At 54.3% G+C, this 26309-nt stretch carries 27 protein-coding genes; 11 read left to right on the forward strand and 16 right to left on the reverse strand.

Translation table 11 applies throughout. From position 1 onward, the window contains the following. Positions 1-243: 243 nt before the first annotated feature. A complete protein-coding gene (gene tyrS, locus FHS30_RS16700) occupies positions 244-1539 on the reverse strand; it encodes a tyrosine--tRNA ligase (RefSeq protein WP_183911674.1) in 1296 nt (431 codons plus the stop codon). A 200-nt stretch (positions 1540-1739) separates the two neighbouring features. Here tyrS and FHS30_RS16705 point away from each other — a divergent pair, with 200 nt between their 5' ends. The 3 genes from FHS30_RS16705 (at position 1740) to FHS30_RS16715 (ending at position 5234) form a co-directional block, all read left to right on the forward strand. Beyond that, on the forward strand, positions 1740-3110 hold the full coding sequence (locus FHS30_RS16705) for an OapA family protein (protein WP_183911675.1): 1371 nt from the start codon (positions 1740-1742) through the stop codon (positions 3108-3110). Then, on the forward strand, positions 3110-4207 hold the full coding sequence (locus FHS30_RS16710; RefSeq protein ID WP_343049273.1) for an anhydro-N-acetylmuramic acid kinase: 1098 nt from the start codon (positions 3110-3112) through the stop codon (positions 4205-4207). Before FHS30_RS16705 ends, FHS30_RS16710 begins: the two co-directional genes overlap by 1 nt. A 124-nt stretch (positions 4208-4331) precedes the next feature. Beyond that, on the forward strand, positions 4332-5234 hold the full coding sequence (locus FHS30_RS16715) for a hypothetical protein (RefSeq protein ID WP_183911676.1): 903 nt from the start codon (positions 4332-4334) through the stop codon (positions 5232-5234). 113 nt (positions 5235-5347) lie between these two features. Here FHS30_RS16715 and erpA read toward each other — a convergent pair whose 3' ends face one another. The 4 genes from erpA to argC form a co-directional block, all read right to left on the reverse strand. Further along, positions 5348-5701, reverse strand: coding sequence for an iron-sulfur cluster insertion protein ErpA (gene erpA, locus FHS30_RS16720; RefSeq protein ID WP_183911677.1), 354 nt, complete (start codon positions 5699-5701; stop codon positions 5348-5350). A gap of 68 nt (positions 5702-5769) precedes the next feature. Continuing rightward, a complete protein-coding gene (locus FHS30_RS16725) occupies positions 5770-6174 on the reverse strand; it encodes a bactofilin family protein (protein WP_183911678.1) in 405 nt (134 codons plus the stop codon). A 21-nt stretch (positions 6175-6195) separates the two neighbouring features. Further along, the gene (locus tag FHS30_RS16730; RefSeq protein ID WP_183911679.1) at positions 6196-6936 is read right to left on the reverse strand and encodes a DUF6776 family protein; all 741 of its coding nucleotides are present in this window, start codon (positions 6934-6936) and stop codon (positions 6196-6198) included. A 24-nt stretch (positions 6937-6960) separates the two neighbouring features. Next, positions 6961-8001: an N-acetyl-gamma-glutamyl-phosphate reductase gene (gene argC, locus FHS30_RS16735; protein WP_183911680.1), complete on the reverse strand. Its 1041-nt coding sequence runs from the start codon at positions 7999-8001 to the stop codon at positions 6961-6963. Positions 8002-8178: 177 nt separating this feature from the next. Between argC and FHS30_RS16740 the strand changes: the two genes are divergently transcribed. The 5 genes from FHS30_RS16740 (at position 8179) to hemL (ending at position 13683) form a co-directional block, all read left to right on the forward strand. Next, positions 8179-9930, forward strand: a complete 1752-nt coding sequence (locus tag FHS30_RS16740) for a chloride channel protein (RefSeq protein WP_183911681.1) — start codon at positions 8179-8181, stop codon at positions 9928-9930. Positions 9931-10001: 71 nt separating this feature from the next. Then, positions 10002-10898 (forward strand): aldo/keto reductase, encoded by an 897-nt coding sequence (locus FHS30_RS16745; RefSeq protein WP_183911682.1) that lies wholly within the window; start codon positions 10002-10004, stop codon positions 10896-10898. 33 nt (positions 10899-10931) lie between these two features. After that, positions 10932-11354: a protoporphyrinogen oxidase HemJ gene (gene hemJ, locus FHS30_RS16750; RefSeq protein ID WP_183911683.1), complete on the forward strand. Its 423-nt coding sequence runs from the start codon at positions 10932-10934 to the stop codon at positions 11352-11354. A gap of 121 nt (positions 11355-11475) precedes the next feature. Further along, complete coding sequence (thiD, locus tag FHS30_RS16755) at positions 11476-12294, forward strand: bifunctional hydroxymethylpyrimidine kinase/phosphomethylpyrimidine kinase (RefSeq protein ID WP_183911684.1); 819 nt, start codon at positions 11476-11478, stop codon at positions 12292-12294. A gap of 108 nt (positions 12295-12402) precedes the next feature. Further along, complete coding sequence (gene hemL, locus FHS30_RS16760) at positions 12403-13683, forward strand: glutamate-1-semialdehyde 2,1-aminomutase (RefSeq protein WP_183911685.1); 1281 nt, start codon at positions 12403-12405, stop codon at positions 13681-13683. A 138-nt stretch (positions 13684-13821) separates the two neighbouring features. Here hemL and FHS30_RS16765 read toward each other — a convergent pair whose 3' ends face one another. From FHS30_RS16765 to mrcB, 4 genes are all read right to left on the reverse strand, one after another. After that, complete coding sequence (locus FHS30_RS16765; RefSeq protein ID WP_183911686.1) at positions 13822-14178, reverse strand: PilZ domain-containing protein; 357 nt, start codon at positions 14176-14178, stop codon at positions 13822-13824. Beyond that, a complete protein-coding gene (locus FHS30_RS16770) occupies positions 14171-16675 on the reverse strand; it encodes a DUF1631 family protein (protein WP_183911687.1) in 2505 nt (834 codons plus the stop codon). The genes FHS30_RS16765 and FHS30_RS16770 overlap by 8 nt, the downstream gene beginning before the upstream one ends. Positions 16676-16885: 210 nt before the next feature. Next, positions 16886-17362: a hypothetical protein gene (locus tag FHS30_RS16775; RefSeq protein WP_183911688.1), complete on the reverse strand. Its 477-nt coding sequence runs from the start codon at positions 17360-17362 to the stop codon at positions 16886-16888. Next, positions 17353-19683, reverse strand: a complete 2331-nt coding sequence (gene mrcB, locus FHS30_RS16780; RefSeq protein WP_183911689.1) for a penicillin-binding protein 1B — start codon at positions 19681-19683, stop codon at positions 17353-17355. The genes FHS30_RS16775 and mrcB overlap by 10 nt, the downstream gene beginning before the upstream one ends. Before the next feature lie 196 nt (positions 19684-19879). Between mrcB and alc the strand changes: the two genes are divergently transcribed. Both alc and FHS30_RS16790 read left to right on the forward strand, forming a co-directional pair. Next, positions 19880-20932 carry an allantoicase gene (gene alc / locus FHS30_RS16785; RefSeq protein WP_183911690.1) on the forward strand — a complete coding sequence of 351 codons (1053 nt, stop codon included), beginning with the start codon at positions 19880-19882 and terminating at the stop codon, positions 20930-20932. A gap of 3 nt (positions 20933-20935) precedes the next feature. Next, on the forward strand, positions 20936-21442 hold the full coding sequence (locus FHS30_RS16790) for an ureidoglycolate lyase (protein WP_183911691.1): 507 nt from the start codon (positions 20936-20938) through the stop codon (positions 21440-21442). Positions 21443-21531: 89 nt separating this feature from the next. Here the strand turns inward: FHS30_RS16790 and FHS30_RS17340 are convergent, their stop codons facing one another. The 3 genes from FHS30_RS17340 to FHS30_RS16800 form a co-directional block, all read right to left on the reverse strand. Further along, entirely contained in the window at positions 21532-21666 is a 135-nt protein-coding gene (locus FHS30_RS17340) for a hypothetical protein (protein ID WP_281368306.1), read from the reverse strand. A 293-nt stretch (positions 21667-21959) separates the two neighbouring features. After that, entirely contained in the window at positions 21960-22154 is a 195-nt protein-coding gene (locus FHS30_RS16795) for a hypothetical protein (protein ID WP_183911692.1), read from the reverse strand. 100 nt (positions 22155-22254) lie between these two features. Then, positions 22255-22428: a hypothetical protein gene (locus tag FHS30_RS16800; RefSeq protein WP_183911693.1), complete on the reverse strand. Its 174-nt coding sequence runs from the start codon at positions 22426-22428 to the stop codon at positions 22255-22257. 132 nt (positions 22429-22560) lie between these two features. Between FHS30_RS16800 and FHS30_RS16805 the strand changes: the two genes are divergently transcribed. Next, the gene (locus tag FHS30_RS16805) at positions 22561-23550 is read left to right on the forward strand and encodes a transposase (RefSeq protein ID WP_183911694.1); all 990 of its coding nucleotides are present in this window, start codon (positions 22561-22563) and stop codon (positions 23548-23550) included. Positions 23551-23746: 196 nt separating this feature from the next. Here FHS30_RS16805 and FHS30_RS16810 read toward each other — a convergent pair whose 3' ends face one another. The 4 genes from FHS30_RS16810 to FHS30_RS16825 form a co-directional block, all read right to left on the reverse strand. Then, complete coding sequence (locus FHS30_RS16810; RefSeq protein ID WP_183911695.1) at positions 23747-24304, reverse strand: hypothetical protein; 558 nt, start codon at positions 24302-24304, stop codon at positions 23747-23749. 90 nt (positions 24305-24394) lie between these two features. Further along, positions 24395-24694 carry a hypothetical protein gene (locus FHS30_RS16815; protein WP_183911696.1) on the reverse strand — a complete coding sequence of 100 codons (300 nt, stop codon included), beginning with the start codon at positions 24692-24694 and terminating at the stop codon, positions 24395-24397. Positions 24695-25528: 834 nt separating this feature from the next. Further along, positions 25529-25840, reverse strand: coding sequence for a hypothetical protein (locus tag FHS30_RS16820; protein WP_183911697.1), 312 nt, complete (start codon positions 25838-25840; stop codon positions 25529-25531). A 111-nt stretch (positions 25841-25951) separates the two neighbouring features. Then, positions 25952-26203, reverse strand: coding sequence for a hypothetical protein (locus tag FHS30_RS16825; protein WP_183911698.1), 252 nt, complete (start codon positions 26201-26203; stop codon positions 25952-25954). Positions 26204-26309 lie beyond the last annotated feature (106 nt).

Raw genomic sequence — 26309 nt, forward strand, 5'->3', positions numbered from 1 at the left:
CTTCGTTCAAATCAGCAATCAACCGACGGGACTTTGGAAATCAGGCACTTAGCGATGCCAACAACCTGAACTTCAAACCCCCTCTCCGCCGTCTCAAACACACTGTGTTGCCGTTGGAGAGGCGCGCATTCTACGCATCCCAACTCACTTGGCAAGCCCTTTTTTAACTTTTTTAAAAAGTTCTTACCGACCAACAAAAACACCCGCCTGGACGGGTGTTTTTCGAGCAGGCTGAGTGAAAAATTAGCAGGTAAACAGGTGGTATTTCTTTTTCCCTAGCTTCACCAGGAAGTATTTATTGAACAGCGCATTGGATTGCGCAAACACCTCGGCTGCCGCCATGTTTTGCTCGAGTCCAACAGTCACCTTATTTACTTCCACCGCATTGCGCTGCAAGGCGTCCTTGACCTGCTTGCCGGACGGCGCCATACCAGCATCAGCAAGCAGCTGTGTCAGCGGCTGGCCATCCAGCACCAGAGCACTCGACGGCAGACCGTCTTGGGCTAGCTGATCGAGATCAGATTCAGACAAGCCGGCCGTGTCGCCAGCAAAAAGCGCTTCCGTTATGCGTTGCGCAGCAGCCAAGCCCGAATCGCCATGCACTAACCGGGTTACCTCGCGCGCCAAAACGCCCTGAGCCTGCGGCCGCCCTTGCGCTGCAACATCCGCAGCTTCAATGTCAGCAATCTCAGCTACCGATAGAAAGGTAAAGTAGCGCAGAAATTTATAGACGTCCGCATCCGCCGTATTGAGCCAAAACTGGTAGAAAGCGTAGGGCGAGGTTTTATTGGCATCGAGCCAAATTGTGCCCGATTCAGTTTTACCGAACTTAGTACCATCAGACTTGGTCACCAAAGGCAATGTAAGACCAAACACCTGCCCGCCGTGCAGCCGGCGCGTCAAATCTACGCCGCCCGTGATATTGCCCCACTGATCCGAACCACCGATTTGCAGCGTGCACTGATTGCGCTTATACAATTCCGCGAAGTCGTATGACTGCAACAACATATAGGTGAATTCGGTGAAGGAAATACCCGCACCTTCGCGGTCAATACGCTGCTTTACCGACTCTTTGTTGATCATATTGTTAACAGAGAAGTGCTTACCCACGTCGCGTAAAAAGGTCAGCACATCCATATTGGCGGTCCAATCGAGATTGTTAACCACCTCAGCACTGGCATCGCCACACTCGAAATCGATAAACGCACCCACCTGCGCTTTAAGCTTATCCACCCATGTCGCTACTACATCGGGCGTATTCAATTTGCGCTCTGCCGACTTAAAAGAGGGGTCTCCGATCAGGCCGGTAGCGCCACCGACCAAGGCCAGCGGCTTATGGCCCGCCAACTGAAAGCGCTTAAGCGTCAGCAGGGGTACCAAACTGCCAATATGCAAACTGTCGGCGGTGGGGTCAAAACCACAATAAAGGGTACGAGAGCCTTCAGCGAGATAGGATTCCAGCGCCCGATCCCCCGTCATTTGAGCCACCAGGCCGCGCGCCTCTAAATCTGCCAACAACCCCACATCAATATTTGCCATGCTCACTTCCCAAAACGCCAATTTATTGCTTAACTGCCACCCCTAATGCACACCAAGGCCGGTGTGTCGGGGCTCGCAACCATACCCGAAAGCCTTTGAAATACAAAGAGGCCACGGACTTCCACCTGTGACAGAAAGGGAATTTTCTGATATACATTGAATAGTTAGCTCATAGATTTAGTAACAGGTTTAGAATTGTTATGGAAGCGACTGAAAAACAAAGAAAAAATAATAAGAAGCCGCGCTATCCGATCGGTCACCTATTGACCGCAGGGGCACTCGGCGCTGCGCTGTTAATATCGCTGTTGCTACCCTCGGAATCAGCCATCGCAACCAAGCATGCCACGCTGACGCTGGAGCTACCGCTATCAAAATCTGAGCCCATCGCGCTCGATGACACCCCGATCACCGCCACTGAAACGAGTGCCCTTCCCCTAGAAAGCGCTGAATACACAACCCCCGAACCCGCATGGCAGGACTTTACCGTGCGCAGCGGCGACAACTTGTCGCTGATTTTTCAGCGCGCCGGCCTCAACGATCGAGTGATGTATGAAGTCATTGCCAATAAAGAGGCCAGCGACTCACTCAAACGCCTCCACCCGGGGCAAGTACTGAGCTTTCAAGTGGCCGCAGATGGGAAGCTCGATAGCCTCAAGTACCAAACCAATCGACTCTCGCACGAACTCTATCGTCGAACGGATACCGGCTTTGAACGCGACCTCATCACCCGCACACCCGACTTAATCACCGCCTTCCGCCACGCCGATATAAATAGTTCACTCTTTTTAGCCGGCCAGTCCGCGGGAATGGAGCCCAGCCTGATCATGGAGCTGGCAAATATTTTTGGCTGGGACATCGACTTCGCGCTCGATATCCGCGCCGGAGATAGCTTTAGCGTGGTGTATCAAGAGCGCTATTTAGACGGCGAAAAACTCGATAACGGCGCCATACTCGCGGCCGAGTTTGTCAATCAAGGCAAAAAATTCCGCGCGGTTCGCTATGAAGACGAAAAGGGTAACGCGCACTATTACACGCCAGAGGGCGATAGCATGCGCAAAGAATTTCTGCGCACGCCGGTAGATTTCGCACGCATCAGTTCGCACTTCAATCTGCGTCGCAAACACCCCGTTTTACACAGCATTCGCGCCCACAAGGGCACCGACTATGCCGCATCGCGCGGCACCCCCATTCGAGCAACAGGTGATGGAAAGGTGATTCACGCCGGCCGCAAGGGTGGTTACGGCAATGCGGTGATCATTCAACACGGTCAAACCTACCGCACGCTCTATGCACATATGAGCAAGTTTGCGCGCGGCGTCCGCAACGGCAGTCGCATCAAGCAGGGCCAGATTATCGGCTATGTTGGATCAACCGGCTTGGCCACGGGCCCGCACTTACACTATGAATTTTATGTCAACGGCGCAGTACGCAACCCAGTGACTGTGCCGCTGCCCAAAGCTAACGCCATAGCGCGATCAGAACTTGCACGCTTCCACGCGCAGACGTCTACCGCACTCGCGGCACTGGAAGACTACCAACGCACCTCACAGTTGGCGCAACTGGGTCGATAGTGAGCGATTACTTTCTCGGATTGATGTCCGGCACCAGTGCCGATGGCATCGACGCGGTGCTAGTGCAATTTGACAGTAATCGCTGCCACCTTGTGGGCTCTTCTAGCCAGCCTTTTTCAGCTTCGTTACAACGCCAAATTCACGCCCTAGCGGACGGGCAGAGCTGCACTTTAGAGCAGCTGGCTGAGCTCGATTTAACACTTGGTCACGCCTTCGCAGAAGCCGCCTTAGCCCTAGTTTCTCAGCACCAAATTGCGCCAGAGCAAATAGCTGCCATAGGGTGCCACGGTCAAACGGTGCGCCACCGCCCGACCACTGACGCAACCCAGGGGTTTAGCATTCAAATAGGCGACGCAAATATCATCGCCGAACGCACCGGTATCACCACAGTGGCGGATTTCCGGCGACGCGACATTGCCGCCGGCGGTCACGGCGCGCCACTGGCGCCCGGCTTTCACGCGTGGGCATTTGGCAGTGCGACAGAATCGCGAGCGGTTATCAATATTGGCGGCATGAGCAATATAACCTGGCTGCCCACTGACGGAACAGCAACAGGCTATGACCTAGGACCGGGGAATGTGCTGATGGATGCTTGGTGCATAAAGCACTTACAGCAGGCCTACGATAGCGACGGTCAATGGGCGGCGGGTGGCGACCTGGAGCCGGCATTGCTCGAAAAATTAATTGCGCACCCGTTTATCCAAGCCACTCCCCCGAAGAGTACTGGTCGCGAAACCTTTAACCTGCACTGGCTGCAATCGCTATTACAGAATGAAACGCCGCAAAATGTTCAACGCACACTGTGCGAATTTACCGCACAGGTTATCGCACAATCCTGCGCACCGCTCGCCGGCAATGCTGCATATATCTGCGGCGGCGGGGCCCAGAACCGCTTTTTAATGCAGCGGCTAGCCGCCCTGCTGCCCCAGTGGCGCATCGAAAGCACCGAAACAATCGGGGTTCACCCGCAATGGGTCGAAGCCATGGCATTCGCTTGGTTAGCGCGACAACGCGTAACCCACCAACCGGGCAACCTCTGCAGCGTCACCGGGGCCAGCCACCCCGTCGTATTGGGGGCCATTTTCCCGGCGCGATAATGTCCCCACTGCCATCATGAACTACACTTACGGATGCTGACCAACAGGTCATCGGCGATCAATTTATATACAGTCAATTTTGCGTATAATGCGCCTCCGGTTAACAACTGCAATGGAAATGACTTTGCCCTCTCCCAGATATATACGCTTTTTACTTATTTCCCTATTCACCACCTTTGCCTTATTGAGCCATGCCAGTGCTGCACAGTCTCTCGATGACATCCAGATAGCGCGCAAGAAGGTTGAAGACGCACTGTCTCAGCACGACGAGCGCCTTGCCTATTTAGTAGACCGATTGGAGCGTACACAGGCAGAAATCAATGAAGCACAGCGCGATGTTACCGAACAGGAAACTGCCCTAGAGGAAGCGATTGCAAAGGCCGAGCTTGAGCCAGGCGACGTTTCAGCGAGATCGGCCACGCTTGCCTCCATTCGCTACAATCGAAGTGCGGCGAAACTAGAGCGACTGCAAGAACGCCAAGACAGCGCCACCGATGAAATAGCCAGCATCAAAGCCCATCAGATCGAATTGCGGCAACAACGTACTCAGCTTATCTCGCAAGCCCAGAAATTAAAGGCAGCCGAGGCCGCAAGAGCCGCAAATCCCGCGCCTGCAGCCATATCGGCGCCGATAGCTGCGCCAGCAGCCACTATCGACATTGCACCGCCTGCTGCGCCAAAAGCGCCCGCCAGCTGGCCGAGCACAGAGGATGAGAGCCCAGATAGCGTGGCGTTTGCCAAACAAACACTGAGCCGCCTTGCAGCACAACCCCAAGGGGAAGCACCCTTGAACAACGTGAGGCTGAACCACAATCGCGGCCGGGGCACGGAGAACTTTAATTATCTTGGCAATAACCTCTACCGCGTAGACATGAAACTTGAAGGGGGAATGTGGGGCTTTAAAATCTACAACCAAACCTTCTGGATGAGTGTGCCAAAAGCCATGGCCGACCAGGATTTTGTCCTGATTTACGACGTATCGGGCAAGGCAAAACTGCATGTGTTTCGCGCCAGCTTGCTGAACTGACGCCCAAACCACACCGTCACCCAATAAAAAAGGCGCTCTAGAGCGCCTTTTTTATTGGGTGTTTTTTAGAGGCTATGGAAATACGCCTAGGGTAATTACGTCCAACGCCCGCATTACAGCGAAAAGCTGGCCCCGCAACCACAGGTGCTGGTGGCATTTGGGTTTTGAACGACAAAGCGAGAGCCCTGTAAACCCTCGTCATAATCAACTTGCGAGCCCACTAAATAGGGGTAGCTCATGGCGTCTACAACAACTTTGATCCCGTCTTTTTCAATCACAGTGTCATCTTCCGCGAGCTGCTCTTCAAAGGCAAAACCGTATTGAAAGCCGGAGCAACCGCCACCGGTCACATAAACACGCAATTTGAGGTCGGGATTTCCTTCCTCTTCGATCAAACTAGCCACTTTAGCGGCCGCGCTTGTGGTGACATTTAAGGCTTGTGGGATAAATACTTCTGGGGCTGACATAACATCTCCTGCGATCGCACCACCCTCAGGGGTGGCACGCAGCGCCATTATCCTTTTAACCTAGTATTTCAGTCAACTATAGCCGCGCCCGGAATGGCCTTAGGCGCCATGCTCGGTTCGGATTTAGGCTTGTCTTGAATGCCATATACCAAGCTGCCATTGACCTGCGAACCCTTGACCATTTCAATCATGTGGTAGTGCACATTGCCCTCAACCACCGCCTTCGAGGCCAGCTCGATGTGCTTATCGGAGTGCACATTCCCTTGCACTTGGCCGTTGATCATAATGAGTGGCGCGGTGATATCGCCTTTAACGCGCCCCTTTTCACGCACGTTAACTTTGGCGTCGCCTTTACCATCGGCGATGACATTACCCTCAACCTCACCTTCAATTTCTAAACTGCCACTGAAGTGAACATCGCCAACAATTTTGGTGGCTTTAGATATCAGCGTGGTTCCGCCCGATAAACTCATACTCTACACCTTTACTCTGTGCTAGCTTTCTTCAACCAGCCAGCCAAATTTCTTTTCAACCGTGGCGGATTTGGCACCACGGACCTTAGCGACAATCTCAATGCGAATCGGCTCAAAGCCAACGGGTAGCACCAGTTCGCCCTCAACATTTTGGAAATAGCGGAAACCCAAGCGGATATCCTTGGTGGTTACCGCGTCTGACACATCCATTAGGGCCAAACTCATCGGTAGGCCATCCTGCCGCCCAACGATGGTGAAGTTCACATGCCCCGTCAACATCGCGTGATTGGTTGCCAACTGCTGAACCACCAGTTTGTAGTTAAAATGCCGTTCAACACCGGTGGAGATTACGTTTAACGAACCGATAGTCAGCCCTTGCTTATCTGCAGACGGCATCATCAGACCGCGATAAAACGTGATGTCCTCTTGCAACTCGGCGATTTCGGCTTTCAATCGAATCACCTCATTGCGGACATCTTCGCTGGCCGCCTTATCCACTTCGGACCCGAGCTTTAAATTGGCCACCTCCTGACGCAACGCCTCCGCTTCCGCGCGGCTTTCCGCCAGCGCTTGCTCAAATTGGTCGCGTTCGGCGAGTGCCTGGGTTTGGTATTTCAGAGCTTCGCTAGTGCCATAGGAATGAGCGAAATAAACGGCCGCACTAGCGATCAACAGTGCAAGCAATCGCGATAGCCACCGGAGCCATGGGCGATAGGGCACAACTTCCAGTCGATACTGCTTGCTGCCTTTGACAGCGGTCATGGAACTCTCCTCATCGGTTTGAGATTAGGGCAACAACGCTGGGCTATTTAAACCAAGCGTTTCGTCATAGCCAAACATTATGTTCATATTTTGGATGGCCTGCCCAGACGCCCCTTTTGTTAAATTGTCGATGACCGACATCACCACAACGGTATCACGTTGTTGAGGGCGGCAGATGGCAATACGACACATATTAGAAGATTTAACGCTGCGTGTTTGTGGATGGCTACCTGCGGGCAACACATCTACGAAGGGCTCATTGGCGTAACGCTCTTCATACAACGCCTGCAAGTCCCCGGCATTGCCCCGCAGGGTTGCGTACAGTGTCGCGTGAATACCGCGCACCATGGGCAACAAGTGCGGCACAAACGTCAAGCCAATCTGGCCGGCACCTTTGGGCAAGGCTGCGCGCAAGCCCTGCTCAATTTCGGGTAGGTGTCGATGACCATTTGCGGCGTACGCTTTAAAGCTATCCGCCGTTTCAGATAACAAATTGTCGATGCTCGCCTGCCGGCCCGCACCACTAGTGCCACTGGCGGCATTGGCGATTAATCGCTCAGGATGGACCAAATTATTTTCCAACAGTGGAATAAAACCCAACTGCGTCGCGGTCGGATAGCAACCGGGGCAGGCCACTAAATCCGCATCGGCAATCAAGTGTCGATTAGCTTCCGGCAAGCCATACACAGCCTGCGCAATCAATTGCGGACAACCGTGCGGCTTGCCGTACCACTGGGCCCAAACCTCGGCATCCTTGATACGAAAATCTGCGGACAAATCCACCACGCGCGTGCCGCGGCTCATCAGGTCGGGCATCATTGCTTGAGCGACACCGTGCGGCGTGGCAAAAAACACCAGGTCACATTCACCGAGTACATCTGGATCTGGCGCACTGAAGGCGAGATCGTAGTGGCCGCGCAAATTTGGGAATAACTGTGCAACCGGCACGCCCTCTTCCGCCCGCGAGGTAATTGTGGTGACTTTCGCTTTTGGGTGGTTGGCCAAGAGCCTTAATAGCTCTACCCCCGTGTAACCCGTGCCACCGACTATGCCGATTTTTATCACTCGATTGACTCCCCTGTGAAAACTCAAGGCTTAATTACGTATAATAGAGCGAGCCGGCAACATGCGAAAGTTGCTTTTCCCTCAATTAGCCCTGCGCCGCAAATAAGTGTCACGCATTGTCCGTGAATCTCTACACTTTCGCTAGGCTGGTTAAAGACTCAATGGCGCGACCCTAGCATGGCACTGAAGCTCGTACAGTTTGCACACAATTGGCTCGACAATTTTCGACTGCGGTTAGCCTACACAGACGCCTTGCCGCAACTGACGCTGCTTGGCATGTTGAGCGGACTGGCGGCGGCCCTGGTAATCGTACTGTTTCGACTCGCCATCGACGAGCCGCTCGATTGGCTCCTGCCGCAAGGCCACGACGACTTTGAATCGCTGCCGCGTATTTGGCACTTCGGCCTGCCGTTGCTGGGCGGATTGATACTGGCCGTGTTTTTCCATTTTCTGCACCCGCGCTATCGCGCCGTGGGTGTTACCCATGTGCTCGACCGACTGCACTCGCATCAGGGCCACATGTCTTCCCGCAATTTATGGGCGCAGTTTTTCGGTGGGCTCATCTGCTTGGCAACGGGGCAGTCGGTGGGTCGCGAGGGTCCCGCCGTGCACATGGGCGCCGCCAGCGCGAGCATAATAGGCCGTTGGTTTCGGCTGCCCAACAACAGCATGCGCACCCTGGTTGCCTGTGGCGTAGCCGCAGCAATTTCCGCCTCCTTTAACACGCCCATGGCAGGCGTCATTTTTGCCATGGAAGTCGTGCTCATGGAGTACACCATCATCGGCTTTTTGCCGGTCATTCTGGCCTCAGTGTCAGGTGCAATGTTGAGTCAAATTTTCTTCGGCCAGGAAATAGCGTTTACCGTCCCTGCTATTCATTTAAATAGCCTGTGGGAGCTGCCCTTTATCGCCATGGGCGGATTGCTCATAGCGGTCGTGGCCTCACTATTTATTCAAATGGTGGTGCGGCTCGTTCCGTTCCAGCGAAAGCCCGTCGCCTTGCGCATGTTATTGGCGGGATTGGTCACCGGCATCGCCGCCTATTGGGTACCCGAAATTATGGGCATAGGCTACGACACCGTAGATCGCGCCATGGCCGGAGAGCTCGGACTGCATGCGCTACTGCTCATTGTGTTCGTTAAATTAATTATCACCGCCACCGTATTCGGCCTCGGCATTCCGGGCGGCTCTATCGGCCCGACCTTGTTTATGGGCGCGTGTATTGGCGGCCTACTGGGCATATTGGCGCAACTCACCGCGCCCACGCTGGCCTCATCGCCCGCGGTTTACGTGCTGCTGGGCATGGGCGGCATGATGGCCGCAGTGTTAAATGCACCGCTGGCGGCACTGCTGGCACTGTTGGAGTTGAGCGCCAGTCACACCATCATTTTTCCCGGCATGTTGATGGTTGTGATCGCCTGTATTACCACTCGCTTATTGGTGCGCAATAATGGTTTATTTCAAGAAATTCTGATCGCGCAGGGCAAAAAAGCCCGCACGGGCATAGCCGGACAAATTCTTGCGCGAGTGGGCATTGAGAGTGTGCTTGAGCGCAACTTCGTCACCTGTGACCGCCGCCAATTCTATGATGAACTGCGCAAATTACTGGAGGCGCAACCCGATTGGTTATTGGTTGATGAGCTGGACGGCAAAAAATTTCTGGTGCGCCCGGCCGATGTGGCTCAATACCTTGAGGTGGCGCCCATCGAAGAACTCAGCCTAGAGCGCGAGGTGGACTTGCTTAAAATTCCCGCCAAACGATTAGAACTGGCTTCGATTCACTCGCGCGCCAATCTATTAGAAGCGCAAACGCGCCTCCAACAAACCGGCGCCGACGCCTTGTATGTGAGCCGCAGCGGCGCGCCACTGCTGTCATCGGCGCACGGCATTGTGACGCGTCACGCCATTAACAGTTACTATCAACTCTAAATTATAAAAGCCTTTAACATTATTCAAATATCCGCGCTGCCAGGTGCACAGCGCAGAGGAGCAAGCTTTACATGCAGCACATTGAAATGACTGATGAACTGTCCTTTTCTCGCCTAGTCTACGGCTGGTGGCGACTCATGGACTGGAATCTCGATGCCAACGCCATCGTGCGACGGCTCGAGGATTGCCTAACACTGGGCATCACCACCCACGACCACGCCGACATCTATGGTGACTACCAGTGCGAAGCCCACTTCGGGCAAGCGCTCAAATTGCAACCGTCACTGCGCGCGCAGATTCAACTGGTGACCAAGTGCGGCATTCAGTTGGTGAGCGAGCACCGGCCAAACTATCAGCGCAAAAACTACGACACGCGCTACCAACACATTGTCGCCAGCGCGGAACAGTCCCTGAAAAATTTGTGCACGGACTATGTAGACGTACTACTCATTCACCGGCCTGATCCATTGCTGAACGCCGATGAAGTCGCGCGCGCCTTTGGCGATTTACACGCGGCGGGCAAGGTGCGCGCGTTTGGGGTATCCAATTTTAATGCCGATCAATATGCGCAATTGCAAAGTCGTTTATCGACGCCACTGATTACCAACCAATTAGAAATTTCTGTCCTACACCACCACAGTTTTCACGACGGCAGCTTAGATCAAGCGCAAACGCTAAGGCGGCCGCCCATGGCGTGGTCGGCATTGGCTGGCGGCCGCCTGTTCAATGCCGAAGACGAGCGCGCTCGCAGTGTGCGCGACTGCCTGCAACAGCTCGCCCTCAAATACGATTGCAGTATTGATCAGCTGGCGCTCGCATGGCTGCTAAAACATCCAGCCCACATTATGCCCATTGTGGGCAGTGGCTCGCTGGCGCGGATACAGTCGGCGTGTGGCAGCCTAGACGTCGAAATGAGCCGTGACGATTGGTACACCCTGTGGGAAGCTAACGGCGGCGAACTGCCTTAACAATCATATTCACGCACACTGAGGCTCAGCACTATGCTTTGGGTAAAAGCTTTTCACATCATCGCAGTCATTTGCTGGTTTGCCGCGCTCTTCTATTTGCCGCGCCTGTTTGTTTATCACGCGCAAAGTGAAGATGCCATCAGCCACGACCGGTTTGTGGTGATGGAACGCAAACTCTATCGTGGCATCGCCACCCCCAGCATGATGGTCACGCTGGCACTCGGCGTTTGGTTGCTGCTTGGCAATACCAGCTACTACCTGAGCAGCGGCTGGATGCATGCCAAGCTCACCTTGGTCGCCCTGTGCGTGGTGTACCACTTTTGCTGTCGACACTATATGGTTCAGCTGCGCGAGCAGCAGTGCACCAAGAGCCATCGCTTTTTTCGCGTGTTTAATGAGCTGCCGGTGTTTTTGTTGGTGCCCATCGTAATACTGGTGGTCGTGCGCCCCTTTTAATGGGCGACTGCAGCGCCACTTAGAAGTGCGCGACCGGCATCGCACAACAGGCCCAATAATCAGCAGATTACTGGGCCTGTGTTAGACTCATGGGTAGGTTTTCAACGCCAGAGTCACACGTATGGAGTCTGCACAAACCCCCGTCATTTTGTCTTTTAGCCCACACGACCCCACCGGTTGTGGCGGCGCTAGCGCCGATACCGAAACTGCCATTAGCCTGGGCTGCCACGCGGCAACCGTCATCACTGCACTCACCGCGCGCGATACCCGCGAGCTAAAGGATTTGCAGCCCGTCGACCCAGCGCTACTCATTGAGCAGGCGCGGGCGCTGCTCGAAGATATGCCAGTGAGCGCAATCAAGATCGGTGAACTGGCCAGCGTGGATCACTGTGAGGCAATCCACAGCATCTTGTTGGATTACCCTAAAATTCGCGTGGTGCTGGATGCCAGTGCCCAGACCACCAACGTACATCGACCCGGCATACTGCAGGCACTGCACACGCTCCTGTTGCCACAGGCCCAAGTGGTGACCGCCCGCCAACACGACCTTCAGCAGCTCGCACCTGCGGGGGACACCACAGACGCCAAGGTGCAGCTGTTATTTGACGCAGGCTGTCAGGCGCTCCTATTAACGGGCTGTCGTGAGGGACGCAATACCCAGGGCGGGCGCCTGTACCAACCCCACGTCGAAACGCACCGCTTCAACAGTGAGGCCGCCCACACAAAGCTGGAAGCCATCATGGGCGCCAGCTCCACCTTGAGTGCCGCTGTATCGTCTTACCTAGCCCACGGGGGCTCGCTGGAACAGGCCTGCCACCAAGCCCTGAAATTCACCTGGCAGTGCATCGAGCACGCCCGCCGTGTCGGCATGGGCAAGCTGGTTCCCAACCGGCTGTTTTGGGCCACCCAAGACTTTCCTCAACGACGCTACAAACACTAGCGTTCAGCGCTGGCCAGCCCTTCCTGAAAACGGGATAATGCCCCGTTTTACGCCTGCGCGCCGGCCTTTGGTCGGCCGCGTGACACGCCCACCGATACAGGATTTTGCATGAACCGCTCCGAAACATTGTTTCAACAAGCCCAACACGTCATTCCCGGTGGCGTTAACTCTCCCGTGCGCGCATTCCGGGCTGTGGGCGGCACGCCGCTATTTTTCGAGCGAGCAGAAGGCGCCTATTTGTTTGATGCAGACCAACGCCGCTACATCGACTACGTGCAATCCTGGGGCCCTATGATTTTGGGGCATGCCCACCCCGAGGTGCTCGATGCCGTGATTGAACGCGCGCGCTCAGGCTTGAGCTTTGGCGCGCCCACGGGCCTTGAAACAGATTTGGCGGAACGCGTGTGTGCGCTCGTGCCCGGCATGGACATGGTGCGCTTTGTCAATTCGGGCACCGAGGCCACCATGAGCGCCATTCGATTAGCGCGCGGCTTCACCGGCCGCGACAAGATCGTCAAGTTCGAGGGCTGCTACCACGGCCACTCCGACTCACTGCTGGTGAAGGCCGGCTCCGGTGCGCTCACCATGGGCGTACCCAGCTCACCCGGCGTGCCCGCCGCACTGGCCGATCACACCCTCACGCTCACCTACAACGACCCAGACAACGTGCGCAAAGTGTTTGCCGAGCTGGGCGACCAAATTGCCTGCATTATCGTCGAACCCGTGGCCGGTAACATGAATTGCGTCCCGCCCCTGCCCGGCTTTTTACAATGTTTGCGCGAGGTGTGCGACCAAAGCGGCGCACTGCTGATCATGGATGAAGTGATGACCGGTTTTCGCGTGGGTCTCACTGGCGCACAGGGCCACTACGGCGTGACGGGTGATTTGATTACCTTGGGCAAAGTCATCGGCGGCGGCATGCCCGTGGGCGCCTTTGGCGGGCGCCGAGATGTCATGGAAAAAATCGCACCACTGGGCCCCGTGTATCAAGCGGGCACTCTCTCGGGCAACCCCGTGGCCATGGCCGCCGGCCTGAAAAATCTGGAGCTCATCTCTAAGCCCGATTTCTACGCCCCCTTGCTTGCACGCACCACGCGCTTAGTGGAAGGGCTGCAGCGCGAAGCCAAAGCCGCCAACATCGCCTTTACCACTAATCACGTGGGCACCATGTTTGGGTTCTTTTTCACTGAGGCAGAGCAGGTGACTAACTTCGGCCAAGTGATGGCCTGCGACAACGAGCGCTTTAACCGCTTTTATCACGGCATGTTGGCCGAGGGCATTTACTTGGCGCCCGCCAGTTATGAAGCCGGCTTTATGTCGGCGGCACATACCGATGCCGACATAGACGCCACCTTACAGGCGGCGGCGAAAGTTTTCCGTACCCTGTAAGCACACTAACGCACCGGCGCAGCAAGACATGAGTCACTGCGCAGGTGTTAGTTAACAATCAAAGTGTAGAATTTGTTGCACAGGCGCTCGCTGAGCGCCTGATTTACGACACGCCCTGAGCAGGGCGCAAACCACCGCTTAAATCGCGGCGAGGCGATTGACCAATAACGCGATCACTTCGCGCGCCTGTGGCGAGGCATCAATGATCTGGCAGCCGGCCCAGTGACCCGTGGCGGTAGCGTCTGACGGATCCGCTGCGCGCACCCACAAACAATCCACGCCCAGCGTAAGCTCACCTGAACTCGAGAAATTTTGCGGCAAGGTCAGTCGCAGTTCATAGAGTTTGTCTTCCGCTAAAGGCTCGGGAGCAAACAGCATCAAGCCTTCTGCATGGATATTAACCAAACGGCCCAAGTGCTCATCGGTGCTGGCATCCCAGACGTCGAGGCCAGCAGCAATACTGTGTCGCTCAAGTTTACGTTGGTTGTTACTCATCGGCGACCTGCCCTTCTGCTGCTTTAGAATTCAGGCTGTGGAAAATATTTTCCAGCGCCCGCTCGAAGAACGGCTTGGTGGAGCCCGCAATCACTTTGGCCGAACCGGCGAGCATTTCACGGGCCAGCTCAAGGCCAGACTTCATGGCCACCTTTTTCCCCATTTGATCTACCAGCATGTAGTGCAGCGTCTTGGAGTTATACCAAGCCACTTTCAAACGCTTGCCCGACTCAAACTCGAACCAGGTGCCGAATTCGATCATCTTTAAATTGTCGACCATGCGCTCTTCTTCCGGCGTGGGCTTGTCTTTGCCGAAATCTGTATGGCCAGCTTTTTCCGCGGCCATGGTCTCCAATTTGTCCCGCATGGGCGCTGGCGCTGGCTCTGCCTTTTTACTTTGCATGGCCAGTTTTTGCAGTGAAACCAAAGCCTCAATCAGTTTTTTACCCTTGGCCTGATCGTAGCCAATGGTCTCAAAACCGGTCTCAATGACATCCATTAAACTGTCATGTAGGTCCATCTGGCGCGAGCGATCGGCACTGCCTTCTTTTGGCTCAATAGTCCAAAGAATATCGTCTACCGCGGCTAGCGCTCGGTTCCAACTCTCTGAATCGTCGCCATAACGCAACAATAAAAATGCCAGGTAATCCGACCAGGGTTGCAACAACAAAAGTAAAACGGCCGAGGGCAATTCCAAACCATCGGTGCGGGTGCGCACCTCTTGGTTGACGCGGATTTTTACTTCGCGCAACTTTTCTTCGCCCTGCACCTTCTCCATGGCGCGGCGTTCCATCAGCTCCTGACGGCGCGCGATCTTCTTGGTGTATGAACTGAACTCCAATAGCAATTCAGCAAACAACCGCACATCGTTTTTAAACTCTTCCAGTACGCGCGATACGATGGACTTAATCTTCGGATAAATCTCGTATTGCGAAGTGCCGTCATTGGAAACCCATTGCGTGCCCGCTTCGGCTAAATTGTTAAGCAGTAGTCGTGCGGGGTGTTCGGTCTCTTCAAAAAAGTCTTTGTCGATGAATGCCAGTTTCAAAAATGGCGTGTGTAAATAACTCAACAGCGCCTTGACCGAGTCCGGCAAATTATCATCAGACAGCATGTACTCGAACAACATGCCCACCAAGTCGATGGTGTGTAAATCTTCGCCATCCACCGCGCCGTCTTCGCTCTGCTCGCGCAGCTTTTGCGTGAGGTCGCGCTCCACCTGCGCAATCATCGCGGGCTGGATGGGCTCAACGGCGCCGTCTTCGGCGTGCATAAATTGGCGCGTGACGGCCGTGGCCTGCGTTTGCAAATTCTGCAGCGCACTGACCAACTGCTGATTCGAATAGACCACCGCCTGACGAACCGCGGCGCCCTGAGCGACGGCATCGGAGGCTGCGGGCTGCATGGGCTGCTGCGGTTGACCGCTGTATTGCGCCGGCTGCCCTTGCGCCATTGGCTGCCCCTGCACCATCGGCTGCCCCTGCACCATCGGCTGCCCCGCGGCGCCATGGGGCACGCCTATCTGTGATTGGAGACCGCGGATGGCGCCCACCAAATCGGCTTGGTATTGCTGTGTAGGCAGGTTGGGGTTGGGTGCCTGTGCCGGCCCCTGTGAGGTGGGCGAGGTGAAGCCGGGAATGCGGCCCATGCCCGGCAATGGCTGATGACTCGGCATAGGTTGCCCCATTGCACCGGCGTCCGCCACCGCAGCGTCTTCCACGCCATCAAAATCCTGCACAAAATCCACTGGCGCCTCTTGAGCACCACCGCCACCGCCCGCTGACGAACCCGGGGTGTACTGCAGATTGGGTAGAATACCGGCGTCCACAAAGTACGCATTCAATTCGCTCAGCAGGTCACTCAGCGCCGGCATAAAGTGCAGGTCGAATTGCTTATAGGCGATGATTTTTGCTTTTGTATTGAGTTCTACTTTACGCAGGGCCTTGCGCAGAGATTCACAAAATTGCACGGGTGCGACGGGGTTGGCTTTATCTTCAACTTTGTCGCCACCGTTGAGCATGGCAAATCGCTGATTCAGCGCCCATAGGGTTTCAGCAACTTGGGCTTCGCTGCGGCGCGTAATCGAGGCAATGGCAATGGTTTCTTCCAGATCGGCGTTATCCACCAGCGACAACATGTCACCGGTGTATTTTTCTTCGCCCGTCTCTGTGCTGAGCGTTTTATTTTTGAATTTGATAAAGCCTTCGCCGATGTAGCCGCAAAAATAGCGCTCCAGCAGCTCTTCGTTTTCAGTGAACTCGCGCAGCGCCTCATTGGCTTTAGACCGCTCTTGATCGGTCTTGGCTTCGCTCACCTCTTGGCCTAAGGCCTCGGCCGCCTGCTTCGCAAACTCGGAAAATTGGCTGCGGCTTGCCTCGACGGTAATCTTTTGGCACGCCTTTAATCGCTCAATAACGCTGGAATCAGCAGTTGTATTTTTCAATGTCTCTTGGCCCAATGTGGTCGTCTTGCGTGAATTATTGCGGGTGACATCCATGCACTTAAAACCCTGTCTTATTTTAGTGTAGTCAAGAAATAGCCGCGGCCAAAGCCAGCCGCCAACGGGCCCGAGCGCGCTTTCCAAGGCGCTCACGCCTTGCGGGCACTCGCAAGGCATTGGCCTGATTACAAATTGTACGAGTGTGCATCCTATCACTGGCTGCAAAACCGAGCTACGCCCTTTGTGCCAGCTGTAATATTGGCGGTATTAGCGGGCCAATAGCTCCAACTGGTTGCGCAGGGCAGTATTGGATCCCACATAGCGCAAACCCAAGCGCGCAAAATTGCGGGCCTGCTCTAGGCCACCCATGCCCGCGTAAGCTTGCGCCAACACGCGATACAGGTCAGCGGCATAGCGGTCTAGGCGCAAGCCGCGCTCGGCAGTATCAATGGCGGCGCTGTACTGGCCCTGCGCCAACTGTTGCTCGGCCCGCGCGAGCACCCGTGCCACGGCGGCCCGTTGATCCATCTCAGCTGGCCGCGCCGCAGGCGGTGTAGCCGTGGGTTCCGCCCCTGACGTCGACGGCATTGATCCCTCGACAGGGGCGTCGGTTGAGGCTTCGATGGGGGCAGCACTGGGCGCCTCACGGGCATCTTCCACCGGCGGCGGCAGGTCTCGCGGCGCCGAGGCGCACCCTGCCAATGCCAGCAAGCCCAGCAGTCCAACTACACGCATTATTGCCATAGGGATTTCCACCAATGTTTAAGGGGGTGTTCTAGGTAGCGACAGGGCACCCTGTCCTGTGGCGTATAACCGTCCGTGAAGGGGAGCAAGCGCGCACCTTCACAATTCTCACCGGACGCGCGCCCCGTGGCGCCATCCACCCAGTACAAATGAATGCCACTGGGGGCCGGCGCGTCCAGCCCGCGAGTCTCGATGCCCGCCATCACCCGCGCCCAGATGGGCAGCGCGCCAGTCGCGCCAGTGAGCGGGGTGGTGCCGTTGTCGTCGCGCCCCACCCACGCCACCGCCAAGTGCTCGCCGCTAAAGCCGGCAAACCAGCTATCGCGCTGATCGTTGGTGGTGCCCGTCTTGCCGGCCACATCCAGAGTGTCGGGCAGGTAGCGATAGGCGCCCTTGCCCGTGCCCTCGCGCATCACTGCACGCAAACCGTATTGCAACTGATAGACCGCCTCGGCGGGCAGTCGCGCCTCCACGGCCAAGGGGTAGCGCTGCAGCGGCAAACCGTCTTTGGTGGTGACCGACTTAATAGCGCGCAGGGGCGAATAAAAACCGTCCGCCGCCAAGGTGTGATAGCGCTCGGCCACCTCCATGGGCGACATGCCCACCGCGCCTAACAACATGGCAGGCACCTGCGGCACGTCCCGCTCTGCGCCCAATTGCGTCAAGGTGTCGGCCACCTGCCGCAAGCCTAGCTGCATGCCCAAACGGGCGCTCGCTTGGTTGTAGGATTTTGCCAAGGCTTCAAATAACGGCACCTGACCGTGGCTTTCACGCTGGTAATTTTGGGGCACCCAGTCGCCGTCTGGCCCCGCCACCCGCACCGGTTCGTCACTGATGAGCGTCGACAATTGGTAGCGCGCCGGCTGCATGAGCGCCGTCAGGTAAATGGCGGGTTTAGCGAGCGAGCCGATTTGCCGGTGCGCATCCAGCGCCCGATTAAAACCGGCCACTGACGGATTCCGATCGCCCGCCAAGGCCAGCACCTCCGCCGTACCCACGCGCACCACCACCGCTGCGCCCTGCAAGCTCTCCTTGGGCAATTGATAGCCGGCTTCGGTGCCGACCAATTGCTGCTGTAATGTGGTCTCCACGTGCGACTGCACCTGCAAATCGAGGGTGGTAAAAATGTTGAGCCCCTCAGACTGTAAATCGGCGGGTTTATAGTCGCGCGTCAACTGGCGCTTTACCAAGTCGATGAAGTTCGCATAGCGGGTTACCGGTTCGCTGTTTTGCGCGGCGATGCGCAGGGGCCGGCTCAGGTAGTCGCGATGTTGCTCGGCGGTAATTAACTGCGCCTCTCGCATCACGCCCAACACCAAATCGCGACGCGCCTTGGCCCGCTTGGGCGAGCGCCACGGGTTGTAATAGGAAGCGCCCTTGACCAATCCCACCAGCAGGGCGATTTGGTCTGGCGCCAATTCATTCAGCGGTCTGCGAAAATAGTGCTGTGATGCCAGTGCAAAACCGTGAATCGACTTGGCACCCTGCTGCCCCAAGTACACTTCATTGAGGTAGGTTTCCAGAATCTCGGCCTTGCTGTAGTGAATCTCCAACAATAGGGCCATCACCGCCTCTAACCCCTTGCGGGATAGGCTGCGCTCGCTCGTGAGATAAAAGTTTTTGACCAGCTGCTGGGTCAAAGTGCTACCGCCCTGGGTCACACCACCGGCCCGAAGATTGGCCATAAACGCGCGCGCCACCGCGCGCAGCGACACCCCGTGGTGCTCTAAAAAATGCCGATCCTCAACCGCCAATAACGTCTCGCCCAGCAAGGGCGGAATATCCGCCAAGCGCACCAACTGCCGATCTTCCAAATGGGCGGGATAGATGCCGCCAATTTGCTCGGGCTCCAGCCGCAAAAAATCGGCACCCGCCTGATCTGCACTCAAACTGCTGACCACCCCATTGCGCAGCTGCAACTGCCATCGGGTGGCGGGGCTTAAGCCATCCCAAAACTGAAAACCGCGCGTGGCAATGTGGTAGTTGATCGCCCCGCCGAAGGCCTCGCGGCTGAACTGGCCCGAACCCGAAATTTTCACCACGGGTTGATAACCCAAGCGCTTGAGGTGGGACTCCAAGCGCGCCGGCGCCATGCGACTGCCCTCGTACAACTCCAGCGGTTGCGCATAAACCCGCGCCGGCAGCGCCCATTTTTTGCCGTCAAATTTCGCGCGCAATTGCCAGTCGATCAGCACCAGCGCCACCAACCCAAGCGCGCTGGCAAGCAGCAATAGACGCACCAGCCAAGCGCGCCACGTAAGGCGCCCCGAGCGGCAGGCAGAGGAAGAGCGAGATTTGCGAGCAGAAGTTCGTTTGGCCATGGCGCGCTAGTGTAGCCAGCTGCCACTAAACTACAACTGGCAACGCCGCTCAAGCGCCTGAAAATTAAGTGCAATTTAAGCCGCAACCCGTGTTGCCTGCGCCGCTGCGCTTCCCTAGAGTGAACAGCATTAGTCTTCGTGCCGGCGAGCCCGCACGAACACACCTCCTGAAACCAACAGCCGTTTTGAAGTGACTATGAATATAGAAAATGTACACGCAATGAATCAGCTCGCCGGCCCACAGGCCGAACTCGACCACCATCTGAAAACCCACCATGTGGACCTCGCCAGCGAGCGTCTCGGTGGCGAAACACTGGCGTGCAGCGACGACTTTTTCGCCGAGATGGAAAATCTACTCAAACCCGGCCGTGGCATTTTCATCGAAGACAAATACACCGAGCGCGGCAAGTGGATGGACGGCTGGGAAAGTCGCCGCAGCTATGGCCGCGACAACGGCCGCGAATACGATTGGTGCGTCATTAAACTGGGCTGTACTGGCGTCATCAAAGGCGTAGATGTCGACACCAATTATTTTCGCGGCAATGCGCCGCAGTCGGTGTCCATTGAAGCCTGCCACAGCGCCACCGAACCCGATGCCAATACCCAGTGGCACACGCTGCTGGCGCAATCGCCCGTGGCCGCGCACAGCCAAAACCCCTTCGCCATCGACAACCACAAACCCTGGACCCACGTGCGCTTAAACATCTTCCCCGATGGCGGCGTGGCGCGACTGCGCGTTTATGGCGACGTAACGGTGGACTGGTCACAGTTTTTGCCGGGCGAGCCCATTGATCTCGCCTTCATTAAAAATGGCGCCAAGGCACTGCTGGTTAGCGACATGTTTTTCAGCGACAAAAACAATCTCATCATGCCCGGTCGCGGCAAAGACATGGGCGACGGTTGGGAGACCAAGCGCCGGCGCGACCCAGGCCCAGATTGGTCCATCGTTAAACTGGCCTGCCCCGGGCGCGTGCAAAAATTATTGATCGACACCTGCCACTTCAAAGGCAACTTCCCCGATACCTTTTTGCTGGAAGGCATTAATACCGACAGTGACGACTTTACCGGCGACGGCCAATCCGGCTGGCAACCCCTCATCGCCAAAACCAAATTGCACGCCCATCGCGAGCATTTATTTATCTGCGAACTGCTCAATACCGACACCGTATTTACCCATGTGCGCTTGAGTATTTTTCCCGACGGCGGCATCTCGCGCATGCGCGTCTTCGGCACACCGGCTGAGCGTTAACCCATGGCCACGCTCACCCCCCAGCCACTCACCGCCGAGGCCTTCGCGCCCTTCGGTGATGTCATCGAAGCGCGCCCAGATGGTCAACACAACGGCACCGTCATTCCTATCAACGATGGCTACACCCAGCGCTTTCACGACCTGGCCACCATTGATGTGGCCGAACAAAACGGCCGCCCACTGGTGAGCATCTTTCGCAGCCAACCTCTGCCTCTGCCGCTCCAATTGCACAAACTGGAGCGGCACCCACTGGCCAGCCAAGCGTTTATGCCCCTGTCGGGCGAACCCTATTTAGTAGTGGTGGCACCGGCCGGCGATTTAGACCCAAAGGCGATCAAAGCCTTTACGGCCAAACCCCATCAAGGCGTGAACTACCACCGCGGCACCTGGCACCACTTTTGTTTAGCACTGAATAAGCCCTGTGATTTTTTAGTGATTGATCGAGGCGGTGACGGGCACAACTGTGATGAGGCAGTGCTAGAGGGCGGGCTTCATATTGTGTTGGGTTAGTAGGTTTTGAGTTAGGGACAGATGGGAATTAATGCTGGCTTACACGCCATAATTCTTATCTGACCCCAGCTATTCTTACTATGAATCATTCAAAACAAATATTTGCCCACAGCAACACCGAGATTAAAAATTAGAGCGCCAGCACCCAACGCAATCAGAATTACCACACCAGGCTTCTCTGCTTTTGAAACTGTTGACCAAAAGCTCTTTTCACTCTCACTCATTACCCAACTCCACATTAAGTACTATTATTTACTTTGTTTTTTGCTGGAACTTAAGGGCTGACAAAGCGACCGATAGCAGCCCTACTTTGATCAACCATACGTCAAGCACAAAACACTAAAAAAACACGCAACCGCTGCGACATTTTCTACATGGGCAATATCATAGCAACGGCAGCAGCATCCTTCCACTTGCTTACTCACTTTACCAACTTAACCTCTGATGGCGCTTGCGTTAAACGCACAACGTGAATTCCTTTTCACACCCGCCGAAAATTTTCCAGCTTTATGAAAACTCACTCGACACAAGAAAAGCCTTTTGAATCGACATGAGCAATTTGCTCTTGCGAACCACACTGCTCCATTGCCATTCGTTGATGATTCTCCTCATTAAAAGAAGTAGCCGCCTTCCCAGCAGCCAGAATAACAACTACAACAAAAATGAATATTGCAAATTTTTTATTTGATGACATCTTGTTTGTCTTCTCCATTTTCTTAAGCACCCATCAAGTTTATCAAAGATTCAAGCACCATGAAATTCCACGTTATGCGTGAATCAAGGCATCTGCCCAGCAGATCCTCTACAAACGACTATTTTCTGTACAAATACGCGGCGGCGCTTTGACTCATTTTCTTGTAGTCGTGGCCCACGCCCGGCACTTTTTGGATCTGCCATTGCATCGGCACATTTAATTGGTCAGCCAGCGCATTGGCTCGGCTGAAAAAGTACTGGCCTCCATAAGCAGGGACATCCATCATAAGCATAAGCAGGCATAAGCAGGGACATCCATCATAAGCAGTTATCATTAAACCGCAAGCCTAAAACCATACTAATAGACCGTGGGCGACACGCCGTTTGTTCGCTATAAATGCACTTCAACAAGCCGGAGATCAAGGATGACTAAACCGCGCAAGCAACTGATAGATGTAACCACAACACCCTATTACCATATCGTCTCGCGCTGTGTACGCAGAAGTTTTTTATGTGGCGTAGATTCCCAAGGCAATAATTTTGAACACAGGCGACAATGGATAGAAGACAAAATTCTCGCCCTGCCGCAGATCTTTGCAATTCATGTATGCGCCTTTGCAGTCATGTCCAATCACTACCACCTAGTTTTGGAGATTGATGCCGCGCAATCTGATGCGTGGACAACAGAAGAAGTGATTCAACGCTGGCATATGCTTTTCAAAGGAAACCTATTTAGTCAACGCCACATCAAAGGAGAATCACTAACACAGGCCGAACGCGATGTATTGAAGACCTGTGTGGACGTGTGGCGCAACCGACTTGCGGATATCAGCTGGTTTATGCGCCAGATAAATGAAGCTATAGCGCGTGAGGCAAATCATGAGGATCAATGCACCGGCCGTTTCTGGGAAGGCCGTTTCAAATCCCAAGCACTGCTAGATGAAAAAGCGTTAGCCGCGTGCATGGCCTATGTAGACTTAAACCCCATCAGAGCGAAAATGGCAAAGACGCCGGAGCAGTCAGACTACACAAGCGCTAAGCAACGCACTACAAAAGCCAAACGCGCCCACAGCCCCAATCATCACCAGCAACAGCCAAAATCACTCAGACCCTTTGTGGGAAACCCCAGACAGGATATGCCCGCCGGATTACCTTTTCGATTAACCGATTATCTGGAACTTCTGGATTGGACAGGCAAGCAAATACGCGCAAACAAACGGGGAGCTATCGACGCAGAACTACCTCCAATTTTGGAGCGGCTCAACATAGACCAGAAGCATTGGATCTATAGTGCTACACAGTTTGAAAGTCGGTTTAAGGGATTGGTTGGCGGGGTCTATAAGCTGAAGCAAGTATGTCATAAATTGGGGTATCAGCGAGTCCCGGGGCTAAGTAATTGTCGATTGCTTAGCTGAAGCGATCACAAATGGTATTCCATATTATTCCAACCGATCACGGGGCTTCGTGACGTCCTGAGATTGCCTTTTTAGCAATTCAAGTTCCTTTGCGCGTTCAAAACAGCTGTTTACTGAAGTGGATGCAAGCCATGCGTCCATTCTTTAATGAAATTGAAGAGTAATTTTTAAACGTGGCTGTCCTTTTTATATATAGTTATGCATTTTTGCTCTCATAGTGTGCTTGAAGAACATTATCTCGCTCTTCGTTTGCCACAATCATTGAAAGAATATATTCAGCTTTTTCGCGCACATGTTCATTTTCGTGTTGTTTTGCCGCTTGAATGATAGAAGAGACTTCATCACCATCACATAGCTCAGAAAAAATAAGTTGGTCGATTACACCGATACCCCAGTTTTGAATACCTTGATCTTCATGAGCAAGGAACTCTGGAACCCATTTTAACGCTCTGCGGTCTGCGACAACTCGAAGAAGTTCAACCGCGTCTCGTTTGGTTTGAACATCTTCTTCTGTTTTGAATATTCGATAACACTCTTCCATCGAACTATATGGATGAAGCTGCCAAAGAACGCCTCTTAAAAGTTCACTGCCCGCACCACCAGAGACATAGTACCTGACGGCCTCTTTGAGGAAGTCTTTACCAAGTAATATTTCTATTGCTTCGCGGGCTTTATCGCTTGATGAGCTTTCCTGTCCATGTTCATCGATACAACCAATTTCTCTGGCGATGTTTGCCCAGTTATCTAAATTCATCCGATCTCTCTTGGTGCATAACGCCGGCAGCAAAGGCGAGCGTCAGCGAGTCCAGCCCGCGCTTTTTGCGGGCGATTTTGCCTACCCTTGTTAACTGTTTTTTTTGGCAATGCGCTCGACCTCTTGCCAATTAATGACAGACTTGGTGAAACCCCATGACTTCGCTATTGATTGAAGCCAACTATAATCCTGAATATACATACCTAACGCAAAACCAATTATAAGGACAAACACTGGCGCGCCCTCAGTGGAATAATAGAAGGCAATACAGATCAGTATCATGATGAATCGATAAATCATACGACCCTTCATTGATGCCAGCCCGCTAGAAACACTGATGCCGCTTTCACGCTGTGCTAATAGCTGTTTTGCTTGATCAGACTCATTCATATGCTTGTACAGTTAACGCCCGGCTTTGGGGCGGCCGGAGCATAGCGTAGGCCGTCCCGCCGCGTATTTAGCGGCGCACAAGAGCCGCTTGTTATTGGAGCCACGGTTTGCACCTGCTACAACGCTGTTAAGCGGAGCGATCGCGCAGCCAGTGGCTGATTTAATGGCAAGAATACCTTACCTGACACCTTTTGAAACCCACTTAGGGCAACCCACAATATAGGCATGCCACACGCCTTGCGAGGCGAACTAACTATTGGCACCAAGAAAGGAACTGCGATGGTGATACAGCACACTCCCTGATGCTGGCATGCCGATCAATGGCACGCACTTGGATTCAATCCCTTAGTCTATTTACCCTGAAAAAGGTTTGGCTCAATAACGCCCGGTTTAGGGGCGGCCAGAGCGTCAGCGTAGGCCGTCCCAGCCGCGTTTTTTGCTTCGATTATAACCGCTTGTTATTGAAGCCACCTGCCCCGCTTGCTACAACGCACGATGCGGAGCGACAGCGAAGACTATGGCAATTAATTATGGTAAGAATACTTCACCCTAATACCATTTAAAACCCGCTTAGGGCACACCACAAACAAGGCATGCACTTGCCGGCGCTACACAATTTTTGGTGGCACGAAGAACGAAACTACGTACTTAAGTACAGCACACTCCTTGATACTGGCATGCCGATTATTGGCACACTGTTGATTTCATTCCCTTACTAACTACTTGTAAAAATGGCTTGGCTCAATAACGCCCCGCACAGGGGCAGACAAACAAGCGCAGCGTTTTGGCTGTCCCAGCGACCAACGGGAGCGCTTGATGCGGTTTGTTATGCATTTAGTCACCACGCCATTCTTTGATAATTGCGAGAAGTAGGCCCATAGAGATTGCCGCAAAAATGTAAGCAATACCATGGCCGACTACACCACCTACTCTTGCACCTTTAGCCTCCCAAAATCCATAAGATTCCAGCTGCAACAACATTGCGAAGGTTACAAAGCAACAAACAAATAGAGCTAGCAGCAGATATCTTAAACCATAAATCCTCTCGCCAAAGAATTCCTTACCCCATGAAGGATAATCTGTTCTCCTATTGAGATGGTCTCTACGCCACCGCCTTTTCTTGAATCTAGACATGGTTTTCTGCATAACGCCTTGCTAACCGGCAGCCGTGTGCGAAGCACGCTTTAGGCTGTCCAGTGGAGGCCGCTTTTTGGCCGGAACGGTGGTTGAGCAACTTGTTATGTGTGGGTGCTGGCACTAACCACCACCCGGCATGCCGCCACCAGATTCTTTAGTATAATCTTGGCCGCTTTCACTAGACCAAAACCTTGGTAAAATACGTTTTGGTACGAGAAGCACCCCTAGCAATGGAATTAACCAAACAGCTAAATATAATAAAGCACGCTCCTTTGATGATGCAGAAGAGCGTGAAATATCAATGGTAACTTTAATGTTCACGTATATTACGAGAAGCAAAAAGATACCTGATATTGCTAGCAAAATTTCCATACTCATTTACACATAACGACCGGTTTAGGGGCGGCTGAAGCGAAGCGTAAGCCGTCCCAGCCGCGTCTTTTAGCGGCTGCACTAGAACCGCTTGTTATTGGAGCCA

Origin of the sequence: Simiduia aestuariiviva (genome assembly GCF_014192475.1) — a bacterium.
GTDB lineage: Bacteria > Pseudomonadota > Gammaproteobacteria > Pseudomonadales > Cellvibrionaceae > Simiduia > Simiduia aestuariiviva.